The organism is Synechococcus sp. HJ21-Hayes (assembly GCF_024345835.1).
Taxonomy (GTDB): Bacteria; Cyanobacteriota; Cyanobacteriia; order PCC-6307; family Cyanobiaceae; genus Vulcanococcus.
On record NZ_JAGQBW010000010.1, the window covers coordinates 50,650 to 71,080 of the forward strand.

Annotated in this window: 17 protein-coding genes; 4 read left to right on the forward strand and 13 right to left on the reverse strand. The window is 67.8% G+C overall.

Going from position 1 to position 20,431, the window contains the following annotated elements; translation table 11 throughout:
* Position 1: 1 nt before the first annotated feature.
* The 3 genes from KBZ14_RS09370 to KBZ14_RS09380 are packed head-to-tail and all read right to left on the reverse strand — an operon-like array spanning position 2 to position 2,879.
* Positions 2–850, reverse strand: a complete 849-nt coding sequence (locus KBZ14_RS09370) for a hypothetical protein (protein WP_255118061.1) — start codon at positions 848–850, stop codon at positions 2–4.
* An 8-nt stretch (positions 851–858) separates the two neighbouring features.
* Positions 859–1,914, reverse strand: a complete 1,056-nt coding sequence (locus KBZ14_RS09375; protein WP_255118062.1) for an FUSC family protein — start codon at positions 1,912–1,914, stop codon at positions 859–861.
* The gene (locus KBZ14_RS09380; RefSeq protein ID WP_255118063.1) at positions 1,911–2,879 is read right to left on the reverse strand and encodes an FUSC family protein; all 969 of its coding nucleotides are present in this window, start codon (positions 2,877–2,879) and stop codon (positions 1,911–1,913) included. The genes KBZ14_RS09375 and KBZ14_RS09380 overlap by 4 nt, the downstream gene beginning before the upstream one ends.
* Before the next feature lie 60 nt (positions 2,880–2,939).
* On the opposite strand from KBZ14_RS09380, the gene KBZ14_RS09385 reads away from it, so the two are divergent.
* Both KBZ14_RS09385 and KBZ14_RS09390 read left to right on the forward strand, forming a co-directional pair.
* Positions 2,940–3,395 carry an MgtC/SapB family protein gene (locus KBZ14_RS09385; RefSeq protein ID WP_255118064.1) on the forward strand — a complete coding sequence of 152 codons (456 nt, stop codon included), beginning with the start codon at positions 2,940–2,942 and terminating at the stop codon, positions 3,393–3,395.
* Positions 3,388–3,618 carry a DUF6737 family protein gene (locus KBZ14_RS09390; RefSeq protein WP_255118065.1) on the forward strand — a complete coding sequence of 77 codons (231 nt, stop codon included), beginning with the start codon at positions 3,388–3,390 and terminating at the stop codon, positions 3,616–3,618. Before KBZ14_RS09385 ends, KBZ14_RS09390 begins: the two co-directional genes overlap by 8 nt.
* Here KBZ14_RS09390 and KBZ14_RS09395 read toward each other — a convergent pair.
* The 3 genes from KBZ14_RS09395 to KBZ14_RS09405 all read right to left on the reverse strand — a co-directional run bounded on the left by KBZ14_RS09395 (position 3,600) and on the right by KBZ14_RS09405 (position 6,851).
* A complete protein-coding gene (locus KBZ14_RS09395; protein WP_255118066.1) occupies positions 3,600–4,520 on the reverse strand; it encodes an LCP family protein in 921 nt (306 codons plus the stop codon). The two genes, KBZ14_RS09390 and KBZ14_RS09395, sit on opposite strands and share 19 nt — an antisense overlap.
* A 112-nt stretch (positions 4,521–4,632) precedes the next feature.
* On the reverse strand, positions 4,633–4,932 hold the full coding sequence (locus tag KBZ14_RS09400; protein ID WP_255118067.1) for a hypothetical protein: 300 nt from the start codon (positions 4,930–4,932) through the stop codon (positions 4,633–4,635).
* Between the two features lie 119 nt (positions 4,933–5,051).
* A complete protein-coding gene (locus tag KBZ14_RS09405) occupies positions 5,052–6,851 on the reverse strand; it encodes an ABC transporter ATP-binding protein (protein WP_255118068.1) in 1,800 nt (599 codons plus the stop codon).
* 644 nt (positions 6,852–7,495) lie between these two features.
* Between KBZ14_RS09405 and KBZ14_RS09410 the strand changes: the two genes are divergently transcribed.
* Complete coding sequence (locus KBZ14_RS09410; protein WP_255118069.1) at positions 7,496–7,648, forward strand: hypothetical protein; 153 nt, start codon at positions 7,496–7,498, stop codon at positions 7,646–7,648.
* 130 nt (positions 7,649–7,778) lie between these two features.
* Here the strand turns inward: KBZ14_RS09410 and rbp are convergent, their stop codons facing one another.
* Positions 7,779–8,198, reverse strand: a complete 420-nt coding sequence (gene rbp, locus KBZ14_RS09415; RefSeq protein WP_255118070.1) for an RNA-binding regulator — start codon at positions 8,196–8,198, stop codon at positions 7,779–7,781.
* Between the two features lie 242 nt (positions 8,199–8,440).
* Between rbp and KBZ14_RS09420 the strand changes: the two genes are divergently transcribed.
* Positions 8,441–8,641, forward strand: a complete 201-nt coding sequence (locus tag KBZ14_RS09420) for a hypothetical protein (RefSeq protein ID WP_255118071.1) — start codon at positions 8,441–8,443, stop codon at positions 8,639–8,641.
* 78 nt (positions 8,642–8,719) lie between these two features.
* Here KBZ14_RS09420 and KBZ14_RS09425 read toward each other — a convergent pair whose 3' ends face one another.
* From KBZ14_RS09425 to KBZ14_RS09450, 6 genes are all read right to left on the reverse strand, one after another.
* Positions 8,720–10,594, reverse strand: a complete 1,875-nt coding sequence (locus KBZ14_RS09425) for a DEAD/DEAH box helicase (RefSeq protein ID WP_255118072.1) — start codon at positions 10,592–10,594, stop codon at positions 8,720–8,722.
* A gap of 93 nt (positions 10,595–10,687) precedes the next feature.
* Entirely contained in the window at positions 10,688–11,065 is a 378-nt protein-coding gene (locus KBZ14_RS09430; RefSeq protein ID WP_255118073.1) for a phosphomannose isomerase type II C-terminal cupin domain, read from the reverse strand.
* A 25-nt stretch (positions 11,066–11,090) separates the two neighbouring features.
* Positions 11,091–12,752, reverse strand: a complete 1,662-nt coding sequence (recD, locus tag KBZ14_RS09435) for an exodeoxyribonuclease V subunit alpha (RefSeq protein WP_255118074.1) — start codon at positions 12,750–12,752, stop codon at positions 11,091–11,093.
* Positions 12,749–16,420, reverse strand: coding sequence for a UvrD-helicase domain-containing protein (locus tag KBZ14_RS09440; RefSeq protein WP_255118075.1), 3,672 nt, complete (start codon positions 16,418–16,420; stop codon positions 12,749–12,751). Before KBZ14_RS09440 ends, recD begins: the two co-directional genes overlap by 4 nt.
* Entirely contained in the window at positions 16,417–19,686 is a 3,270-nt protein-coding gene (locus KBZ14_RS09445; RefSeq protein ID WP_255118076.1) for an exodeoxyribonuclease V subunit gamma, read from the reverse strand. The genes KBZ14_RS09440 and KBZ14_RS09445 overlap by 4 nt, the downstream gene beginning before the upstream one ends.
* 5 nt (positions 19,687–19,691) lie before the next feature.
* Positions 19,692–20,357 carry a metallophosphoesterase gene (locus tag KBZ14_RS09450; protein WP_255118077.1) on the reverse strand — a complete coding sequence of 222 codons (666 nt, stop codon included), beginning with the start codon at positions 20,355–20,357 and terminating at the stop codon, positions 19,692–19,694.
* Positions 20,358–20,431 lie beyond the last annotated feature (74 nt).

The window sequence follows — 20,431 nt, forward strand, 5'->3', positions numbered from 1 at the left end:
GTCAGCGCCTCGGAAGCCTCAATCTGCTGCGTGCAATGGCTCTTCTGGCTTGGGGGTGTTCAGCTTCAGGGGCGGCAACGGGCTGGTCCGGCTGGCCCAGCGCCCTTGGCTTACCCAGCACCCCGGCGATCAGGATGGCCACATACAGCTGGCCCACGATTGTGATGCCCACGCTGGCAGTGAGGCTGGTGAGGTTCCCGGCTTTCAGCACCGGGCTGCCCATGGTGGTGAGGCTGGCAAAGGCCGCGCCCAGCATGGCCGGCGCATGGCCGATGGCATCGGGCAGCGCCTGGCCATGGGCTGCCAGGTTGAAGGCCGCCGGGTCGAGCACCAGCAGGGAATTGAGCACGATGCCACCGGTGAATCCCACCAGCAGATAGCCCGCCGCCGCGCCCATGATCAGGTCGCCGTTGAAGAGCGGTTCTTCGGCCAGGGCCGTGATCACCCCCCACAGCAGCTGGAGCATCAGCACCAGCCAGATCACCAGATGCGCCACGCTGAGCTGAACGGCCAGCGCCGGGTTGAACACCAGCGCGACCTGCCAGATCACCTCGATCACCAGCGCCAGCATCCAGGCGATCACCACCACCTTGCGGCGGCGCAAAGCCTTGCGTAGCCGGTTCTCCAGCCGCTGGGGGATTGACTCGTTTTCTGTTGGTTTGAGCCTGTTTTGCGGCAGCAAAGGTGAATCCAGCAGCACAGCCACGCCGGAGATCACCAGGTACATCACGCTCACCAGCCGTGGCGCGTTTTCAAGGCCGCGCAGGCTCACCAGGCCGATCACTTCAACCGCGAGCAGGGCGCGGTAGTAGGCGTGACGCTGTTGCAGCAGTTGGCTGAGGAGGGCCATTGCTTGGTTCAGGCCCTTCGCAGAATTGCCGCCCAGTTTGCTTCGCCATCGCGGATGGCCTGCTCGGCCTGGCGGCAGAGCATCAGCCGGCTGGCGATGCGCTCCAGTCGCTGCAGGGAGGCCGTGTTGGCGGTGGGATTGCTGAGTTCCTCGCCCAGCTGCTCCCAGCTTTCGGGAAGTTGCAGGCCCGTTGGCGGAGGCTCAGGCAGGCCCGTGCGAGCCTGGATCTGCTGGCTCCATAGGCCGAGCTGGTTGGCCATGGCCCGCAGCAGCTCCGCTTCGGCCCGGTGCAGCTGCAGCACCAGCTGGGGATCCTGGCGGGTGGGCGCCTCCCGCACCATGCCGCCCACCATGGTGATCAAGCGGGAGGCGCTGGTGTCGAAGTTGGCCATCAGCAGGGTTGCGGGATGGCGCTCCGGCAGCGTGCCCAGTTCCTGCTGGAGCACGGGCCGTTGCTGCCGGATGGCGATGAGTCGGTTGCGCAGGGCCCGGTAGCCGTGGATGGTCACCGGTTCGGCCCCCTGGCCTGCCATAGCGGGATCCACCGTGGCGGCCAGGTCGGTGTAGCAGCGTTGTAGTTGGCCGCACAGGTCGGCCACCAGGGCCAGGCTGATGTCCAACCCACGGGCCGGCCAGAACAGCCGCAGCCCCAGCAGCGTGATCAGCACCCCGAAGGAGGTCCAGAAGAAGCGGATCGGGATCCAGGTGGCCAGGCCGCCCTCGTGCACGAGCCAGCCCATCACAATGATCATGCCGCCCACCTTGTAGCCCACCTGCAGCTTCAGTAGCCCGCCCAGCAGGCGCAGGGCGCCGAGGGTGATGGCGATTGCGAGTGGCATCGGCACACCCCGCAAGCCCTCGTAGCCGATCAGCAAAAGCACCGACCCGAGCGCGGTGCCCAGCAGGCGCTGGCGCCCGAGGGCCAGGGCTCCTCCGTAGGTGCCGGTGGACACCGCCAGCACCGCCAGGGCCACGTATTGGCTGAACTCAACGCCCGAGAGGCTCGCGAAGGCGTTGCCGAGCCCTGCGGTGAGGGCCGTGCGCAGGGCATTGCGGTTGATCACGGCGGTGCCATCCGGTTCAACCCCCCCAGACAGGCATGCAGCGGGCGGCCTTCCTCGGCCAGGGCCAGCAGCGGCAGCACCGGCAGTTGTAGTTGTTGGGCTAGCTGTTGCCAGCGCTGCGGCTGGCGCCCTGGGGTGGGCCTAGGTACTCCGCTCAGCTGCCGTTGCAGGTCCTTCACCATCTGGCGGAGCTGCTCGGCCTGCGGGCTTCGCTGCTCTGGCAGCCCGGCCATCAGGCGTTCCCAGGCGATCCAGTGAAAGTGGGCGAGCTGCCACAGCCGTAGCCGTCGCTCCCAGCCGCCTTGGTGCAGGGCTTGATGGCGCGGGCCGCTGCGCTCTCGGGCCACCAGTTGCTCCATGCGCTGGAGGTCGTTGCTGAGCGGCGCTGGATCCAGCGGCTGGGGCCGGGATCCGCGTTGCCCGAGCCAGTCGCCGTAGGCCTGCAGCTGGGTCTGCAGCAGCGTTCGCAGGCGGCGATCGGCGGCTGTGAGTTCGGTGATGCTGCTACGGGGCCAGAAGAGCAGGCCAACCCCGATGGCCACCACGCAGCCCACCACAGTGTCGAGGCCGCGGTTGAACACGTAATCCCAGTTCAGGGCCGCATGGCTGGGAAGCATCAGAAACATCACGCTGGTGAGTCCGGCGGTGCCCAAGGCGCTCTGCCAGCGCAGCCTTTCCAGCACCGGAATCATCAGCAGCAACGACACCAGTACGCCGATCCAGCCGCTCAACATGGTGTGGACCATGAAGGTGATCAGCCCCCCCATCACGGTGCCAAGGATGCGGCTGGTGGCGGCCTGAAGGGTGTGCTCGTCGTTGTCGTCCACAACGATCACCACCGCCATCAGCGGATACCAGAGAAACTGAATGCGCTGGGTCCAGGAGGCGATTGCCGCTGTGATGAACACGGCCACGAACAACTTCAGGCTGTTGCGCAGCAACAGGTTCTGCACGAGCCGCGGCAACGATCAGCTGTCAGGAGCTTATGGGGGCCAGCCACGCCGCGTCTGTGTGTCGTGAGCTGGGTGCCGGCGATCACGATTGATCTGGAGGCCCTGCTGCGCATGGGTCTGGCCGTGCTGTGCGGCATGGCGGTGGGCTACAACCGTGCCCAACACTTCAGCGAACCCCAGCCCAATCGCGTGCGCGTGCACGTGCTCGTGGGGCTTAGCGCTTGCTTGATGGTGTTGGCGGCCGGCCCTGATCCCGAGGCGCGCAGCCGGGTGATTCAGGGGGTCGCCACCGGTATCGGTTTCCTTGGGGCTGGCGAAATCCTGGTGGATCGCTCCGGCCGCCGGGGGCACAGCACTCCGCAGGTGCATGGCCTTACCAGTGCTGCCTCGATCTGGTTCACGGCAGCCTTGGGGGTCACGGTGGCTGCCTCCACGCCGCTGTTGGCTGCCGTGGCGCTGTTGCTGGCTCTGGTGGTGCTATCTCAGCATGGAAACGGCCATCACAACGGAGGACCGCCCCATGGCTGAGCCCGATCCAGCGGCCACGCCGGCGAGCCTGTGGGCCGAGAAACCCTGGTGGTGTCAGCCCTGGTCGATCCTGCTCACGGGGATTAGCGCCGTGGTTGGCTCCTGGTGGCTGTTGCGGGTGTGGTGGATCACGGCGCCGGTAGCCCTGGGGGTACTGGTGTGGTGGTGGCTGTTCCTGGTGCTGGTGCCAGGGGCCTATCGGGATCAGAACAGGAACTTGTAGCGCTCGCCGCCGCCGCTGGCTGCGGCTGCTCCGGCAGCCACTGGCCACTCCGCCTCCCAGTAGGAGATGCCATCACGCATGAAAGGTCGGCCCCCCAGCCGTTCAGTGTTCAACTGCGTGCCCCCCATGGCGGTGATCAGACCGCCGATCTCCATCGGCCCCAGGTCGGTCTTGAGGTCCTTGCCTGCAGTGGCCAGCAGGGCCGGCAGGCGCACCAGATTTTCGGGTCGGGTGATCTGCTCAAACAGGGCTTTGAGCACCAGTTTCTGGCGATCGAGTCGGCCGATGTCGCCCATCTCATCGTGCCGGAAGCGCAGGAAACCCTCCAGCTCGCGGCCCTGCAGACGTTGCCGACCCGGTTGGAGATCGATGCTGAGCCCCTGACTGTTGTCCACGTAGTACATGGTTTTGGGGACGTCCACCTCTAGGCCTCCCAGGGCATCACCCAGGCGACGGATCACCGACAGGTTCACCAGGATGTGGTGCTCCACGGGCCGCCCCAGGTGCTTGGAGAGTTCGCTTTTGACGGCCTCCGGCCCCCCCATCGCATAGAGGGCATTGGCCTTGAGTGGCCCAAAGCTGCTGGAGTCGATGTAGGTGTCCCGGGGCACCTGGGTGAGCTTGCTGACACCGTCCTTCACCTGCAGGGTGTACATCACATCGGTATTGCCGCCGCCCACGTCGGTGCCGAGGATCACCACTTCCCGGTCCCCCAAACCTGTCCAGCTGCTGAAGGGGTTCGCCATCTGCCGGGTTTGACCCAGGAGATCGCCCTTGAGCAGCTCAGTCAGCGGTGCCGCCAGGAGCAGCCCGCCCCCAAGCCCCACGGCAATGGCCAGCAGCACAGGCCCTCGCTCGTCGGGGCGATGCCTCCCGGGGGGCTTCAGGGCGGGACTCTTCATTCTCAAAACTTATTTCATGCCTCTTGACTTGCTGAACTGCGCGCCCTAGCTGACGGTCAGTTTTTCGGCTGGCCAGACTGACACAGCGAGGCCAAGGGACATCAGAAGGGCCCTAGTCCTCACTGGCGGCGAGGGCCCGTAGGCCCATGTGTAGGTGGGCTTGCAAGGCCCCCAGGGCCATCAGTTGCCTGGCACTGCGCTGCTGTTTGAGGGCTGGCGCTTGCGCGTTCAGTGCGGCGAGGAGCCGCTGACTGAGCTGGCCATACTGCTCAAGCAGGCCTTGCAGCTCCTGCAGGGCAGGTCCGTTGCGTTGCTCCTGGCGGGCTCCATCGGCCTCCACCAGGGCGTGCTGGTGGAGAGTGGCCAGGGCGCGAAAGCTGATGGCGTCGGGGCAGGGATTGATCGCATCCATGGGTGCAATCAGGCGGGGGAATCAGTCCCTGAACGCTATGGAGCCTGCGTGCCTGCAGCAGGGCGTAACCCGGTAGTGATCTCTCGCCATGGCAGGTCGGTTCTGCTCCCTGGGGGGGCTCAGAGGCTGAGGACTTCCCCTTCCCGTAGGCCCGCCTGCACGCGCCAGAGCCGCGCATAGGCCCCCTGGCTGTTGATCAGCTGCTCATGGCGGCCACTCTCCACGATCCTGCCCCCCTCCATCACCACGATCCGATCGGCATGGCGCACTGTGGAGAGGCGATGGGCGATCACCAGCGTGGTGCGGTCGGCGGTGATCAGATCCAGGGAACGTTGGATCGCGGCTTCGGTTTCGTTATCCACCGCAGCGGTGGCCTCATCGAGGATGAGCACCGGTGGATTCTTGAGAATGGCTCGGGCCAGGGCAATGCGCTGGCGCTGACCACCGGACAGGCGCTGGCCTCGCTCTCCCACAACGGTGTCGTACCCCTGGGGCAGTGCCTCGATGAACCGTGCTGCTTCGGCTTGTTGGGAGGCTTGTTCGATGGCGGCCCGGGAGGCATCAAAGCTTCCGTAGGCGATGTTTTCGGCCACGGTTCCATGGAACAGGAACACCTCCTGGCTCACCAGGCCGATGGCGCGGCGCAGGTCTGCCAGTTCCAGCTCGCGGATGGGCAGGCCGTCCAGGCAGATCTCACCCTGTTGCACCTCGTAGAGCCGCAACAGCAGTTTCACGATGGTGCTCTTGCCGGAGCCGGTGGCCCCCACGATGCCGATGGTGCTGCCTGCGGGCACGGTGAGGTTGAAGTCCTTCAGAAGGGGGGAGCGGCCGGCATAGGCGAACCCCACGCTGCGGAAGTCCAGGGATCCCCGCACGTCGTGTAGGGGCAGGGGCCTGTGGCCTCCGGGGATCGTGATGGGGGTATCGAGCAGATCCAGCACCCGCTGGGTGGAGGCCATGGCCCGCTGGTAGTCATCCAGGGTGCGCCCCAGGGTGGTGAGGGGCCACAGCAAGCGCTGGGTGATGAACACCAGGAAGCTGTAGGTGCCTACGGCGATTCCGCCTTGCCAGGCCTGTAGGCCGCCGATCACCAAGATGGCGAGGAAGGCGAACAGGATGGCGAAACGGATCAATGGGATGAAGGCCGCGGAGAGACGGATGGCTCGCCCGTTGCTGCGCCGATAGGCCTGGCTCTGCTCACAGAGCCGTTCGATTTCCCATGTCTCTGCGGCGTAGCTCTTGATCGTGAGCATGCCCCCCAGGTTGTTGGCCAGGCGGCTGGCGAGATCGCCGGCGCGGTCCCGCACGTCGCGGTAGCGGGGCTGCAGCCGTTGTTGAAAGGTGAGCGATCCCCACAGAATCACCGGGATGGGCAGGAAGGACACCCCCGCCACCAACGGCGAGAGCCAGGCCATGGCTCCCCCCACCGCCAGCACCGTGGTGATCAGCTGCAGGATCTCGTTGGCCCCGTGGTCGAGGAATCGCTCCAGCTGGTTGATGTCGTCGTTGAGGATCGTGAGCAGCCGGCCACTGCTGCTGGCTTCAAAGAAGCCCATTTCCAGCTGCTGCAGATGGCTGTAGGCCTCCAAGCGCAACTCGTGCTGGACGGTTTGGGCCAGGTTGCGCCACAACAGCGCGTAGAGGTATTCGAAAAGAGATTCGGCACTCCAGATCAGGAAGGAGAGCCCAGCCAGCACCCCCAGCTGCAGCGGCACGGTGGTGAAGCCCAGGGCCGCCAGCCAGGAGGTGTTCTGCTGCACCACCACGTCCACCGCCAGGCCGATCAGCACCGGCGGGGCCAGGTCAAACAGCTTGTTGAGCACCGAGCAGGCGGTGGCCAGCCACACCAGGCGGCGATGGGGGCGCAGGGTGCGCAGCAGGCGCTGCAGTGCGTCGTTGGGGTTGGAGGTGTCGCTCATGCCGCCATTTAAGAAGCCAGCCCCGGGGGGGCTGGCTTAGGGAGTCTTGGATTGTTGAACCGTTGTGGCGCAATGAGTGGATGACGCGACTCAGATGAGCAGGGTTTGATCCGGGCGTTGATTCCTGATGTAAGCGTGTTGAGGGTTGTTGGGTTTGGAACTTAGACGTGGCCTCTGAATCTGGATTCCCGATTGGGACGAGGATGGTCGATGGGACTGAATGGGCTTGAGGCCTGGGATGGTTCGACGGCTCGACAGAGCCACGGGAGCGTTCGCAGGTTCTCCGCCAGCTGGATGCTGATTGGATGCTGCGCCATAGAGCTCGAACCCTTCGGCCTAGCCGGCTCTGATGCTGGAACGGGATCGCCTGAATCGGATCACTGAACCATGCTCAGCTTCAGCTGTGCTGCTGGGGTGGAGTGGTGTCCATCTCTGGCTCCTCTCTAGACCTGACACCAGCATCGCCTCGGTCGAGGTCTATCGCCCATAGGTGTAAGTACGGGTTTGTTCGGAGAGAATTGTGAAGCTGTTGTTTGTCCTCTGTTGTTAGCTCCTCAGCTGCGGTAGACCGATGGGGTCTCCACAAGGAGCTGTCCATGACGCGTTCAAGATCGTTCCACCGATTCCATCGCTGGACCGCCAAGTTGCGCCGCCGTTCCCTGCGCAGCGCCTTGCCTGAGCCCCGTGAAGGCGAGCTGCAGCCCACCCATCCGGTTGCTGAGCTGCGGCGCAGCCTGTGGCAACGCGATCAGCTGCATGATCTGCTGGAGGTGGAGGAGCTCCAGGGTGCTGTTTGAGCCCGGCGGCCCATCAACACGTTGAGCTACTGGAAAGCCCCGGACTGACCAACGTCATCCCGGGGCTTTTGGTTTGGAGGATTGCTGCACGGACCTGGGCGCTGGTGGTGCGCTTCAGGTCCGCCGGAGATCACCAGCGATTGCCGCCGCCACCGTAACCGCCATCTCCACCACCGCCGTAACCGCCGCCGCCGCCGTAACCACCACGGCCGCCACCGCCACCGCCGTAACCACCGCCGCCGCCACCGCCACGGTTGCCGCCGCCGCCGCCGTAGCCGCCGCGACCACCGCCGCCGCCGCCGCCGCCTTCACGGGGGGTGGCCTTGTTAACGCGGATCATCCGACCCATCCATTCGACGTTCTGAAGGTCGTCGATGGCCTTTTGCTCATCAGCATCGTTCGCCATCTCCACGAAGGCAAAACCGCGCTTACGACCGGTCTCGCGGTCGAGGGGCAGGCTGCACTTGGAGACTTCGCCGTACTGGCTGAATAGATCAAGCAGATCCTCCTGTTCGGCTTGGAACGAGAGGTTGCCTACGTAAATGGTCATTCCTTCAACGGAACCTGGACACTGATTCGTGGATGCTGCGGTTCCGAGTGGAGCCTGTGAGCCTTGGAATCACGCCACACCTTACAGCCCTGCGGATGACAGGTCCCTGTCGTCGCTGGCTGCTCTGGGGGCCGTCCCGTAACAAGGCTTGAAGCAACAGCGAAAGGAAGCGGAAGAAACCCCCGCCGGCCCACCTATTGTCCCATTGTCAGCAAATCCTCACCCGTTGCCGAGCTCTCCCGATGACGGCACCTGTTCCCTGGAGTCTGGCCTGGCGCGACGATGGCGAGCTGGCTCCCCAGGATCACTTCGATCTGCTGCAGAGCCTGGTGGCTGCTGAAACCGAATCTGTCCAGCCGGGGCTGGTGGTGGCCATGGAGCGACTCTCCCTGGAGCAGCTGAGCCTGGTGTCCACCGGTGATGTGACCCGGCTCTGTGCCTGAGGGCGATGAGTCAGCGCTCCCCATCGGTGTGGATCTGCTGATCATCCGGGCCTGGTTTGCAGGCCCGGACCGGGATACTCAGACGCGGCTGATCTGCAGTTCCTTGTTCATCACCCGCAGGCGGCGGAGGCCTTGGAACACCTCGTCGGGCATGCCCTTGGGCAGGTCCACCACGCTGTGGGTGTCAAAGATCTGAATGCGCCCGATGCTGCGGCCGTTCAGACCGGCTTCATTGGCGATGGCACCAACAATGTTGCCAGGCTTGACCCGATCCCTCCAGCCCACCTCGATGCGGAAGCGGTCCATGTGGGCTTCCGGCGGGCCGGATTCGTCACGAGGGCCGCGGCGGCCTCCGAGTGCGGGACGCTCACGCTCGCCGCGCACCCGGCCGTCGCGGTTGCTCGGCTGCTGGCGCAGCCAGTTCTCATCGCCGTGCACCAGCAGGGGCTGATCGCCCACGGCCATTTGCAGGGCTGCCAGGGCGAGTTGCTCGCCCGTGACACCGGCTTCCTGGCCCACCCGTTGCAGGATTTCCGAGAGCAGGGCCCGCTCCTCGGCCTTGGCCTCGCCGCCCTTACTGTCCGCCGGCTGAGGCTCGAGGGCAGCGGTGAGCTGCTGGCGCAGGCGGTCGAGGCGGTTCTGGTTGATGGTGGCGTTATTGGGGATCTCCATGGGTTCGATGGGACGACCCACAGCCCGCTCGAGGCCACTGAGGAAACGGCGCTCCCGCGGGGTGATGAACAGGATGGCGTCACCGGTGCGGCCTGCCCGGCCGGTGCGGCCGATGCGGTGCACGTAGGCCTCCGAATCGAAGGGGATGTCGTAGTTCACCACCAGGGTGATGCGGTCCACATCGAGACCACGGGCGGCCACGTCCGTGGCCACCAGCACGTCCACGGTGCCGTTCTTGAGGCGCTCGATTGTGCGTTCGCGCTGGTTCTGGGCCACGTCTCCGTTGAGCACGGCCACGTCGTAGCCCTTGGCTTCCAGGGATTCCGCCACCGTCACGGTGATGGCCTTGGTGCGGGCAAAGATGATCACCCCCTCTTTGGTTTCAGCCTCCAGCACGCGGCTGAGGGCCTCGAGCTTCTGGGGACCGTTGACGGTGATGTAGCGCTGGCGGATACGGCTCGAGTCCGATCCCTTGGTCTTGATGGTGATCTCTGCCGGATCGTTCAGATATTGATGGGAGATGCGGCGAATTTCGGCCGGCATGGTGGCTGAGAACAGCACCACCTGGCGCTTCTCGGGAAGTTGGCCCAGTACCCATTCCACGTCGTCGATGAAGCCCATGCGCAGCATTTCATCGGCCTCATCCAGCACCAGGCTGCGCAGCCCGGAGAGGTTGAGGGTGCCCTGACGCATGTGATCCATCACCCGACCAGGGGTGCCCACCACCACCTGCACGCCCCGCTTCAGCCGGGCAATCTGGTCGCGGAAGTCGGCGCCGCCATAGATGGGCAGGACGCGCAGGTGCGGCATCTTGGCCGCATAGCTGTTGAACGAGTCGGCCACCTGGATGGCGAGCTCACGGGTTGGGGTGAGCACCAGCACCTGGGGGGTGCGTTGGTCAGGGTCGAGACCCGCCAGTAGGGGCAGGGCAAAGGCCGCGGTCTTGCCGGTGCCGGTCTGAGCCTGGCCCACCAGGTCGCGGCCCAGCATCAGCTCGGGGATGGCGGCCTTCTGGATCGGAGAGGGCTCGCTGTAGCCAATGGCCTCCAGGGCCTGCAGGAGTTCGGGCACGAAGCCAAAAGCGGCAAAGCCATTGGCTTTGGCTTCGCTGTCTGTCTCGGCGTCAACCTCTGGCGCGTCGCCCGTTTCGGGTGTGGGTTCGATCCCGTCAATCGGACCGATCAGGGTGGTGTTCACCTCGGCCTGGGTGGGGGTTGCGGGAAGTTCAGCCGCGCTGAGATCCACCGAGTAGCTGAAGCTCTCGCAGGGAGTATTGGTCACTGTTTAGGTCTGGGCCTGGGAATTCCTTCGTCAACAGGCCGGCAGACACCCGTGAATAACTGCCTTGCCCTTCACAAAGGGTGAGAAGAAACATTACCACTGCGCGGGGACGCGGTTGTAGTCGTCCTGCAGCCGTTCGATGTCGTCTTCGCGCAGTTGGCTGCCGCGCTGCACCTCCACGATCACCAGGTCCTCGTCGCTGGCACTGGCCCGGTGCACCGTCCCGCAGGGCACGGCCAGGACGCAGCCGGGCGCCGCGCTGACCCGCCGGCCGTCGCACTCCAGCTGGCCCCGGCCGGCCACTACCACCCAGTGTTCGCTGCGGTGATGGTGGCGCTGCAAGCTGATGCGCTGGCCGGCCCTGATACAGAGGCGTTTCACCAGATAGCCATCACCGCTGCCGAGGCATTCGAACCATCCCCACGGGCGTTGCACGCGGCCATCGGCTGGGGTGGGCTGGCGGTCCGTCACGCTGGCAGCCAGGTGTCCACCAAGCCTAGGCAGCGGAAACGCCAGCCTTGTCCGGCGTGACGAGTAGTGCCTGCGAACGGGCCCGGGTGAGGCCCGTGTAGAGCAGGCGCGGATCCCAGTGGCGCGTGGGAGGCATCAACAGCAGCACCTCCGCGTATTGGCTCCCCTGGGATTTGTGGATCGTGAGGGCCAGTGCTGGTGTGGCCTGGCTGAGACGGGCGGGGTGCAGCAGCCGTCCGCTGGGGAACAACACCAGCCGTTCGCCGTTTCGATCCACCAGTACGCCGATGTCGCCATTGGCCAGGCCCTGCTCCGGCAGGTTGCGCTGGTTCAGCACCGGCGTCCCCAGGGGCCAGGCCTGGATGGGTTGTCCGTAGCGCTCAGCCAGCAGCTGGCGGTGCACGCTGTCCACCCCCCAGGGGCCTTGGCGCATGGGTGTGAGCAGGATGCACTGCTCCAGTTCCGCCAGCAGGGGCTCGCTGTTCTGGGGCAGGCTGTCCGCTTCGGGCCATTGGAGCTCCCTGGCCAGGCCAGCGAGCGTCTGCTGGTGCTCGCGCAGGCGAGCAAGCACGCTCTGGGGTAAGCGGTTGGTGCTGTGGGTGTGCCAGCGCAGGTTCTCGTTGGGGCCGAGGGCCTGGAGCTGGGTGATGAGGGAGGCACTGTCGAGCTGCAGCCGCTCCTGGGTTGGGCTGGGCCGCAGGGCCTGGGCCACGGCGGCGATGGCGCCGTTGTTGCGATAGGTGGTGGTGAGCTCCACGGCGGCTTCCCCCAGGGCCTGCAAGGGCTGGGGTTTGCACAGCTCCAGCAGCACAGCTCCAGGGCCCACCGGTGGCAATTGGGCGGGGTCGCCCACCAGTAGCAGGCGGCCATGGGGCGGCAGGGCGTGGAGCAGGGCCTGCATTAGGGGGAGATCCACCATCGACACCTCGTCCACCACCAGCAGATCCAGGGCGAGGGGATGGCGTTGGTGACGCCCGAAGCGCTCGCCACTGCTCTCCAGCAGGCGGTGCAACGTGCTGCAGGGGGCCTGCTGCAGGCGCTCGGCGATGGCGGCGTCGGCATCCAGGTGGCTGGCCCCTGCTACCACCGCCTGGCCCAGTCGGGTGGCCGCTTTGCCGGTGGGGGCGGCTAGGTGCAGGCGCAGCTGCGGCTGGAGCCGGAGTGCCGCCGCGAGCATCTGGACCACCGTACTGGTCTTGCCGGTGCCGGGGCCCCCTCCCAGCAGTACCAGGCTGTGGCAGAGCACGGCCTGCACCGCCTGCTGTTGGCGTCTATCGAGGCCCTGGCTGGCGGCGTGGGCCAGGGCCTGTTGTAGCTGGTCGTCGGTGGCTGCCGCCGTGAGGGGTTGCTGGGCCCGTGCCTGCAGGTTCTCCAGGACGGTTTGCAACTGAACGTGCCAACGCCGCCAACGCAGCTGCAGGCCATCGAGCACCAGCGGGGCCTCGGGGTTGCACTCGCTGGCCTCGGCCAGAGCCACGAGGGGAGAGGCGGCCAGGGCCTGGCGATGGCGGCTCGGCCAGCCCTCCGGCGAGATCTCCTCAGGGGGCGCACCCGCGAGGTTGAGCTCCAGCTCCCCCCGTTCCAGGCCGCTGGCCAGGGCCGCGATCAGCTCCAGCACGGCTGGCTCCGCGGCGCACTGTCCGAGCCGGGGCAGGGTCTCCTGTAGGGCAACGGCCAGGCTGGTCATGGCTGGCCCTCCCGCAGCAGGGTGTCGAGGGCCAGAACCCGCTGCAGGGGCGGCTGTTCCACCAGCATGCCCGGCACGGCCGCTTCCTCGCTGCAGGGATGGTCGAGTGGGCCGGGCACCCCCCGCGGAAACACGTAGGCATAGCCGCCCAGATGACGAGCGGCGTCGTACTCGGGCAGGCGCCAGCGCAGATAGCGGTGCAGGGCCACCAGATAAAGGTGCGCCTGCAGGGGGTAGTGGTTCTGTTCCATCAGCTGGGCCATGGCGTCCTGGCTGTAGTGGAGCGGTCCGCAGGCCAGGGGTTGTCCGCCGGCATCGCGCACCCCCAGCCAGTTGCTTTTCCAGTCCGCCACCCACCAGCGCTCGCCCCAGCGGAAGACCAGATCGATGGAGCCGGTGAGGAATCCACGGCTGGCCACCTCCAGTTGGGCCAGCGTCCCGGCGTAGCGCGCGCCAAATAGGCCCCCGGGGTGTTGGGCAAAGGCTCGGGCCAACCCGGAGGCGCGGACCAGGGCTGGGCGTGGGCCTGGTGTCTGCGGCACGGCCAGGGGTAGATCGAAGTTCATCTCGTTCAACCGTTGCTGCCGCGGCAGATCTGCCAGGCGGGCCGCGCCCAGCGCTCCCCCCATGGGGCTGAGGCGCAGTTGCTCGATGCCGGCCAGCAAGGACTGTTGGTGAACCGGGTCCAGGCCGGCTCGCTGCAATTCCTGGGCCACCACGCTGGCCGTCTCCGGGCTGTCCGCGGGGGTCTCGTAGTCGATGCGCTCCAGGATTCGGTGGAGTGCATCGCCGGGGCCGGCACCGCGGGGGAACTGGGCCAGGGGGCCCTGGGCGGGCCACGGCGTGCCTGGCCCAGGGAGGGCGGCGCCATCGCTGCTCAGGGCATCGGTGTCGCGGCCCTCCTCGGTGATCTGGGGCGCCAGGGGTCTAGCGCTGTGGGCCCAGGCGGAATAGCTGCTGCGCCCCCAGGTCGTATCCAGGGTTTGCAGGGGGCGTGGACCCACCTCCAGGGTGCCGTCCTGTTTGGGGGCCTGCCAGCGTTCCTCGGGGCCCGGCAGTTGATCCGGATCGAGTTCATGGAGCGGCAGCTCCCGCCGTTGACCCTGGGCCAGTAACCAGCCCGCCAGGGGGTTGGCCTCTTGGCCCTTGGCCTCCACCCAGCCCAGCACCAGCAGATGGCGGGCCCGGGTTGCGGCCACGTAGGCGAGCCGCTCCCGTTCCTGCTCCTCAGCCTCTTGCTGGTCGCGGAAGGCGAGCCGGCCCACACCCCAGTGGGGGCTCAGGTGCAGGTCCAGCCGTGGGGCCGACCTGCCGGGAGGCCGCCAGCGACGGCCCACCCCCACGGTGGGTTTGGGGGCACGCCACAGGTAGGGGCAGATCACCACCGGATATTCGAGGCCCTTGCTGCGGTGCACCGTCACCACGGCGATGGCGGAATCGGCCGCATCGCTGTTGAGCTGGTGGGCCTCCGGCACCTCGCGATCGGGATCGAGCCGCAGGCGTCGGAGCCAGTCCGCGGCGGCGGCGGCACCAAGGCCTTCGCGGTGCAGTCGCTCCTGCACCAGTTCGGCCGCCTGCTGGATGTCCGCCAGCACCCGCCCCCCCAGCGCCAGCCGGGCCATTCCCTCGGTGTTGAGCAATTGGCCCAGGGCGGCCATCAGGCCCTGCCGCGGCAGGGCCGCCGCCAGCCGTGAGAGTTGATCGGCCAGGGCATCCCACCGCTGCTCCGGGGCGGAGGCGATCGTCTCAGCGCTCCAACCCAGCAGGGGCGAGGCGGCCAGCAGGCGCTGTCGGTTGGGGCTGCCGGGGTCCGCCAGGGCGTCCAGCAGTCTTTGCAATCCGGTGGCGCCCTCGCTGGCGAACACATCGCCGCGGCTCACCAGGCGGCTGGGCAGGCCCCTCTGCTCCAGGGCCCGGCGTAGCTCCTCCGCCTGGCGGTGGCTGCTCACGAGCAGGCACAGGTCGTTGGGTTCGAGGGGCCGCTCCCGAACCGCCTCCCCCGGCCCGCCCTGGCGCAGCAGCAAGCGCCGCTGCAGCAATTGCAGGCACAGCCCCGATACCTGTTGAGGCAGTTGGTCGGCGCGCAAGGGCAGCAGCTGCAACGCCGCTTCCCCCTCCGGCAGTACCAGCTCGCCCTTATCGGCGCGGGCTTGCACCGGCGGCACCTCCAGCTGGGAGCGCACCAGCCCCGGGGCCATCAGGGCATTGAGGCCAGCCACCAGGGCCGCTGAGGAGCGACGGTTTTCGAACAGGCCATGGATGGCACCAGCCCGGTCACGCGCCAGGCGGTAGGTGGCCAGTTCCCCCCCGCGGAAGCGGTAGATCGCCTGCTTGGGGTCGCCCACCATCACCAGCAGATGGCTGGCGGGCCGCTGCGCATCTCCTGTCGCAAAGGCCTGCTCCAGGATCCGCCACTGGATCGGATCGGTGTCCTGGAACTCATCGATCAGGGCCACCCGGTAGCGGTCCCGCAGGGCCTGCAACAGGCTGGTGGCCGCGGCGTCCGGCTGCTCGCCCGGGTCGAGACCCTCCAGCAGCTCACCGAAGCCCATGCGGCCACTGCGGCTGCGACGTTGCCGCAGCTCCCGCCGGCCCCAGTGGGCGCTGTGCAGCAGGGTGAGTTCGGCGGGAGCATCGACCAGGCCGGCAATGGCCTCCAGCAGGGGGGCCTGCGGCAAGGAGCGTCCCTCCCCTTCCAGGGCACTGGTTGCCTTGCAGAAGGCGCCGGGGTGGAAGTAGTCGAGCAGTAGCCGCTCGCGGGTGCTTTTCTCGCCATTCAGCAGGCTGAGCACGGCGTCGTAGCCAGGGGGCTCCGCTTGGGCCGCCAGCCAGTGGTTCACCTGGGCCACCCGGTTGCTGCGGGGCTTGGCCACATAGGGCGTGGTCGAACCGCCCCCCAGGGCCTTGAGTTCGGCGGCGGTGCTGCAGAGGTCATGCTCGAGGGCCTCGCCGCGGTGGTTCCATTCCTCGGCAAAGGCGGCCCAGGCCTTAAGCCAGTGCTCCTGCAGTTGGGTGCCCAGGGGTTCATCGACGCTCCAGCCGGGTGGCAGGGGATCGAGGTCCAGGGCGGGATCGCTATCCAGTTGTTTGAGGTGCTGCTCCAGCAACGCCGGCTTCAGCCCCCGCAGTTCCAGCCCCGCCAGCAGTGGGGCGGGTAGGGGCAGGAGCTGCTGCTGCCAGTAGTCGTGGCATACCTGGCGGCGCCGTTCGCCGTCGTCGCTCTCCAATTCCACGGCTGGTCCCAGGCCAGCTTCCAGGGCCCGGCGTTGCAGGGTGCGCCGGCAGAACCCGTGGATGGTGGTGATGTCAGCCCGGTCCAGTTGTTCCAGGGCCAGCAACAGGGGGCCTGGCTTCAGCTCGGGATGGGCTGCCAGCCAGGTGAGCAGCACCGGGTCGGCGGTTGTGCTTCCGGGCTGCTCCAGCAGCGCCAGGGCCTGCTGCAGCCGTTGGGCGATGCGGTCGCGCAGTTCGGCCGCGGCGGCCTCGGTGAAGGTCACCACCAGCAGCTGCTCGAGAGCGAGTTGTCGCTCGCACACCAACCGCAGCACCAGGTGCGCCAGGGCAAAGGTCTTGCCTGTGCCGGCACTGGCCTCCAGTAGCTGAACGCCGTTGTCGAGCGGAAAGCCGTTGGCCTCGAAGGGCTGCACCACCGGCGGCTGGAGGGTCATGACGTCACCGCTTCGCTGTGGTCGAGCAGGGGCGTGAACAGCGCCAGGGCCAAATTCTGGACCTCTGGGCTGAGTAGCTCGCTGCCACTGAGGCTGGCCCCGAAGCAGGCGGCCTGGATCTCATCGCTGCGTTCGGCGCGGCTGTAGGCGCTGCCCTCCCAGGTGGCGCAGCCTTTCTGGAGGCCACTGCCCACCTTTTTGCGCTCGGCCTCGGCATAGGCCCAACCCGTTTCCGGTGGCACCGGCCAGCAGCGTTGCCGGTGGCTCTCGCGCCACTGCTGCAGTTGTTCCAGCAGCTGTGCGGCCTGGGCACCGGCCGGGGGTCTCAGCCGTGTCACCACGGCAAAGCTGTTGGCGTCACGGGCGATCAGGACGCCCTGCCGCGGGGCCTCACCGGCCGCGGCTGCCAGCAGTAGATCCAGCCACAGCTGGAGCCGCTGGCGGCAGCGCGGTTTGGCGGTGTGGAGCAACACCAGGGCGTCGCCGCGCCAGGCCAGCTCGGCCTGGAGATCGCCATGGACGGCAAGGCGCCGCTGCTCGGGACCCTGCTGGGCTAGGGCGAGCTGCAGGGAGCTCCAGCGCTGGTGGAGGCCTCTGGCCTCCAGCTCGCCGGCGGCCAGGGGCGGCAGTAGCCCCCGGCCCCGTTGCTGCTGGACCCAGTCCGGTGGTTCGCCGGTGTGATCGAGTTGTTGGCGCAGCAGGGCCGAGCGCTGGCGTTCATCGAGGCTGAGGGCTTCGAGATCGTCGATGCGACGACTCCATTCCTTGGGCCGCAGTCCCAGGCTTTCGAGCCACAGCTCCTGGGGGGTCATCAGCCAGCGCTGCAGGTCGGCATACGGGTCGTTGACCGCGCGGGGCTCGGGTTGGGGCCTAGCCCCCAGGGCGAGGGCCTGGGGGGGCTGGCTGGCCTGTTGCTCCAACAGCTGCCGCGCCTGCAGCAGCCGGCGATCGCAACTGGCGGCGGGCCAGGGGCCATCACTGAGAAAGTTGCGGCGCTCCAGTGGATTGGGGGCGTGCTCGCGCAGGGGCATGGGCAGCTGTTCCTGTTCCAGCAGCGCCAGCCACTGGCGTACCGGGGTGGAGGGCATCAACGGCTCACCGGTGCGTTCGTCGCGGTTGCTCCAGGTGATCAGGAGGTGCTGCCTAGCTGATAGCAGGCTTTCCAGCAGCACGTAGCGATCCTGATCGCCGGGGCTGGGGTCGCCCAGTTGCCGTTGCTGCTCCATGAGGTGGAATCCAGGCCGTTCCCGCTGGCGCGGGAAGGCGCCGGCATCGAGCCCCATCAGCACGATCACCCGATGGGGGATGGCGCGCATCGGCTCCAGGGCGCTGATGGTGAGGGCCCCGCTGCGGTGCCCGAAGCGGCCGCTGTCTGCACTGAGCCGCTCCCCCAGCACCTCGGCCACCACCGGCGCCTCCAGCTGCAGCCCACTGCCACCGGCCACCTCCTGCCACTCGGCCATGGCCGCCAGGATCGACTGCACTTCCCAGGCCTGCTCCCCACCGTCCCCGAACAGGTCGTTGAGTTGCTGCCGTAGCAGCGGTGCCCATTGGGCCGGGGTTCGGGGCTGCCGGAGCTGGCGCAGGGCATCCCGCAGCTGGCCCAGCAGCGCCAGCCAGCGCAGCTGTTGCTCGAGGCTTCCGCCCATGGCCAGGGGTGCCGTGGCGGAGGGGGCCAGGCCCGGTTCCTCGGGCAGTACCAGCCCCAGCAACAGCCTGTCGATCGCCCAGGCCAGGCTGTGGGTTGGGTCGCCGCTGCGGGCGGCCCCATCCAGCCCCCAGCGGAATCCGGCCCGCTGCAGCAGTTCGCTGATACCGCCGGCCTCTGCTGTCGCAATGCCGTGTTGGCTGAGCAGGGGCCCGCAGGCGAGCAGCCCCTCCAGGGCCGAGGCGGTGAGACGTTCCCCCCCCAGGGCAAGCAGGGCCAGCCAGCCCTGGCTGATGCCGGCCTCGCTCTGCTGGCTGCGGTCGGTGAGACGCCAGGGCAGGGTCACCCCCGTGGCGGCGCTGTCGCCAAACACGGCCCCCACCAGCGGCGCAAAGGCATCCACCTGGGGCGTCATCACCAGGATGTCCCGGGGGCTCAGGCTGGGATCTGCCGCCATCAGCTGCAGCAACCGGTCGCGCACGATCTGCACCTGCCGCAGCCGCCCCGGGCAGGCGTGGAACTCCAGGGAGTTGTCGCTGTCGGCGCGCCGGAGGGGAGCCTGTTCCTCGGGATCCACTAACTGGGCCTGCAGCTGCTCCAACAGACTGGGCTCGTCGCCGCCGGCGGCGAAGAAGAGGTCTTCCTCGCGCCAGGCGCCCAGCTGGGTTTCGCCGGACCCCTCCAGCAGTTTCTGGAACTCGGCCCCGAGCCGGCCGAAGCGGGCCTCGAGCCGCGGTGCGCTGAGGAGCCAGTCTTCGCCGAGGGGGTCCAGGCCGCCGGGCTGCCCCTCCAGGCGCTGCCACAGGTCGCGGCAGGGGGTGAGCAGGTAGAGCTCCACCTCCATCACCCCCGAGAGGGCCTGCAGCAGTTGCACCTGAATCGGCGCCATGCTGCTGAGCCCGAACAGCCGCAGGGGCTGGTCCAGCGCCAGGCCGGGCAGCGGCTCGCCCCTCGGCCATGTCTGCAGGCGTTCGATCACCGCCGCCACCCGCAGGCCGAAGGGCTGGGTGGCCAGGCGCTCGGCCAACTGGGCCAGCAGCAGGGGCTGCCAGTGCTGGTCCGTCGCCAGGGGCCGGCCGTGGCCATCGAGGCGCTGGCCCGCGCACCAGGCCGCCACCATGGCCGGCCGGTAGAGGGTGTAGTCGTCAAAGGCGTCGGCAATGGCCCGCCCCAGTTGCCACAGGGGCCGATCCAGCTGGGCCAGTTGGCCCCCTGTTCCGTGGCCCCGCTGTTCCAGCCAGCGGCGCAGCAGCAGTGCTTCCGGTTGCTGCACCAACGCCGGCAGCAACTCCAGCAGGGGCCACACCAGTTGGTTGGCCCGCCAGGGATCGGGGCCCGGGGCCATGGCGGTGTCCGGCGGTGCGAGTAACCCCTCCACCAGCTGCCGCAGGTGGCTGCCAGGAAAGGGAAAGCGCAGATTGGCGGCGATGCCACCGGCGTCGGTGCCTTCCTCACCGCCCACCCCCAGGGCGATCTGTTCCCCCAGCCAGCGGCTGGTGGGCCAGGTGTTCACGATCACCTGGGCCTGCTCAAAGGGGCCGGGTGGGTCCAGCTGCAGCTTGGCCGCCAGCACCCGGGCCAGGATCTCGGCGCGGTTGCTGCGGAATACCGTGAGCACAGGGGTCAGCAGCGACTCAGGCTGGGGATGCGCAGGCCCGGCAGGGGGGCGGCCGCCTCGGGCCGCAGCCCGGGCACGGCCATGACGGCGCCCGTTTCCGGGCAGTAGGCGCTGAGGTCGCCGCCGTAGCAAGCCCCCGTGTCCACCATCACGATGTGGCGCAGATGGCGCACATGGGGGCCGGGGGTGTGGCCGATCACCACGTCGCCGAAGCGGCCGTCGTAGTGCTGCCAGAAACCCATGCGTATCCGGAGATCCGGTTGCCAGGTGGTGGGATCAAAGCCGGCATGGGTGGCCACCCAGCCGTTTCCCCAGTAGGCCATCGGCAGGTTGTCGAGTCGCTCCAGCCACTGACGGCAGAGTTGATCGCCGAGATGGCGGTAGGTGTCGCAGCCCGCCAGGCTCGGTTGGCCGCCCCAAGGGCCACGCCGCAGGGCCTGCACCAGGTCGGCCTCGTGGTTGCCCTTCAGCCACACGGCCCGGCCCTGCTCCACCAGGCCCCAGATCCGGGCCATGGTGCTGGCGATGGCCGGCCCGCGGTTGATGGCATCGCCGCAGAACACCAGTCGGTCGCCGCTGGGCAGCCGTTCCAGTAGCTGCTCGAGCGAGCCTGCGCACCCATGGACGTCGCCGATCACCCAGTGATGGCAGCGACTGCTGACGGACGTCATGAAGAGGACGCGTTAAGACCAGTCTGGCGGTCCATGGGCTGATCTGTCAGCCCCTGAATCGCTGGTAGCTTGCC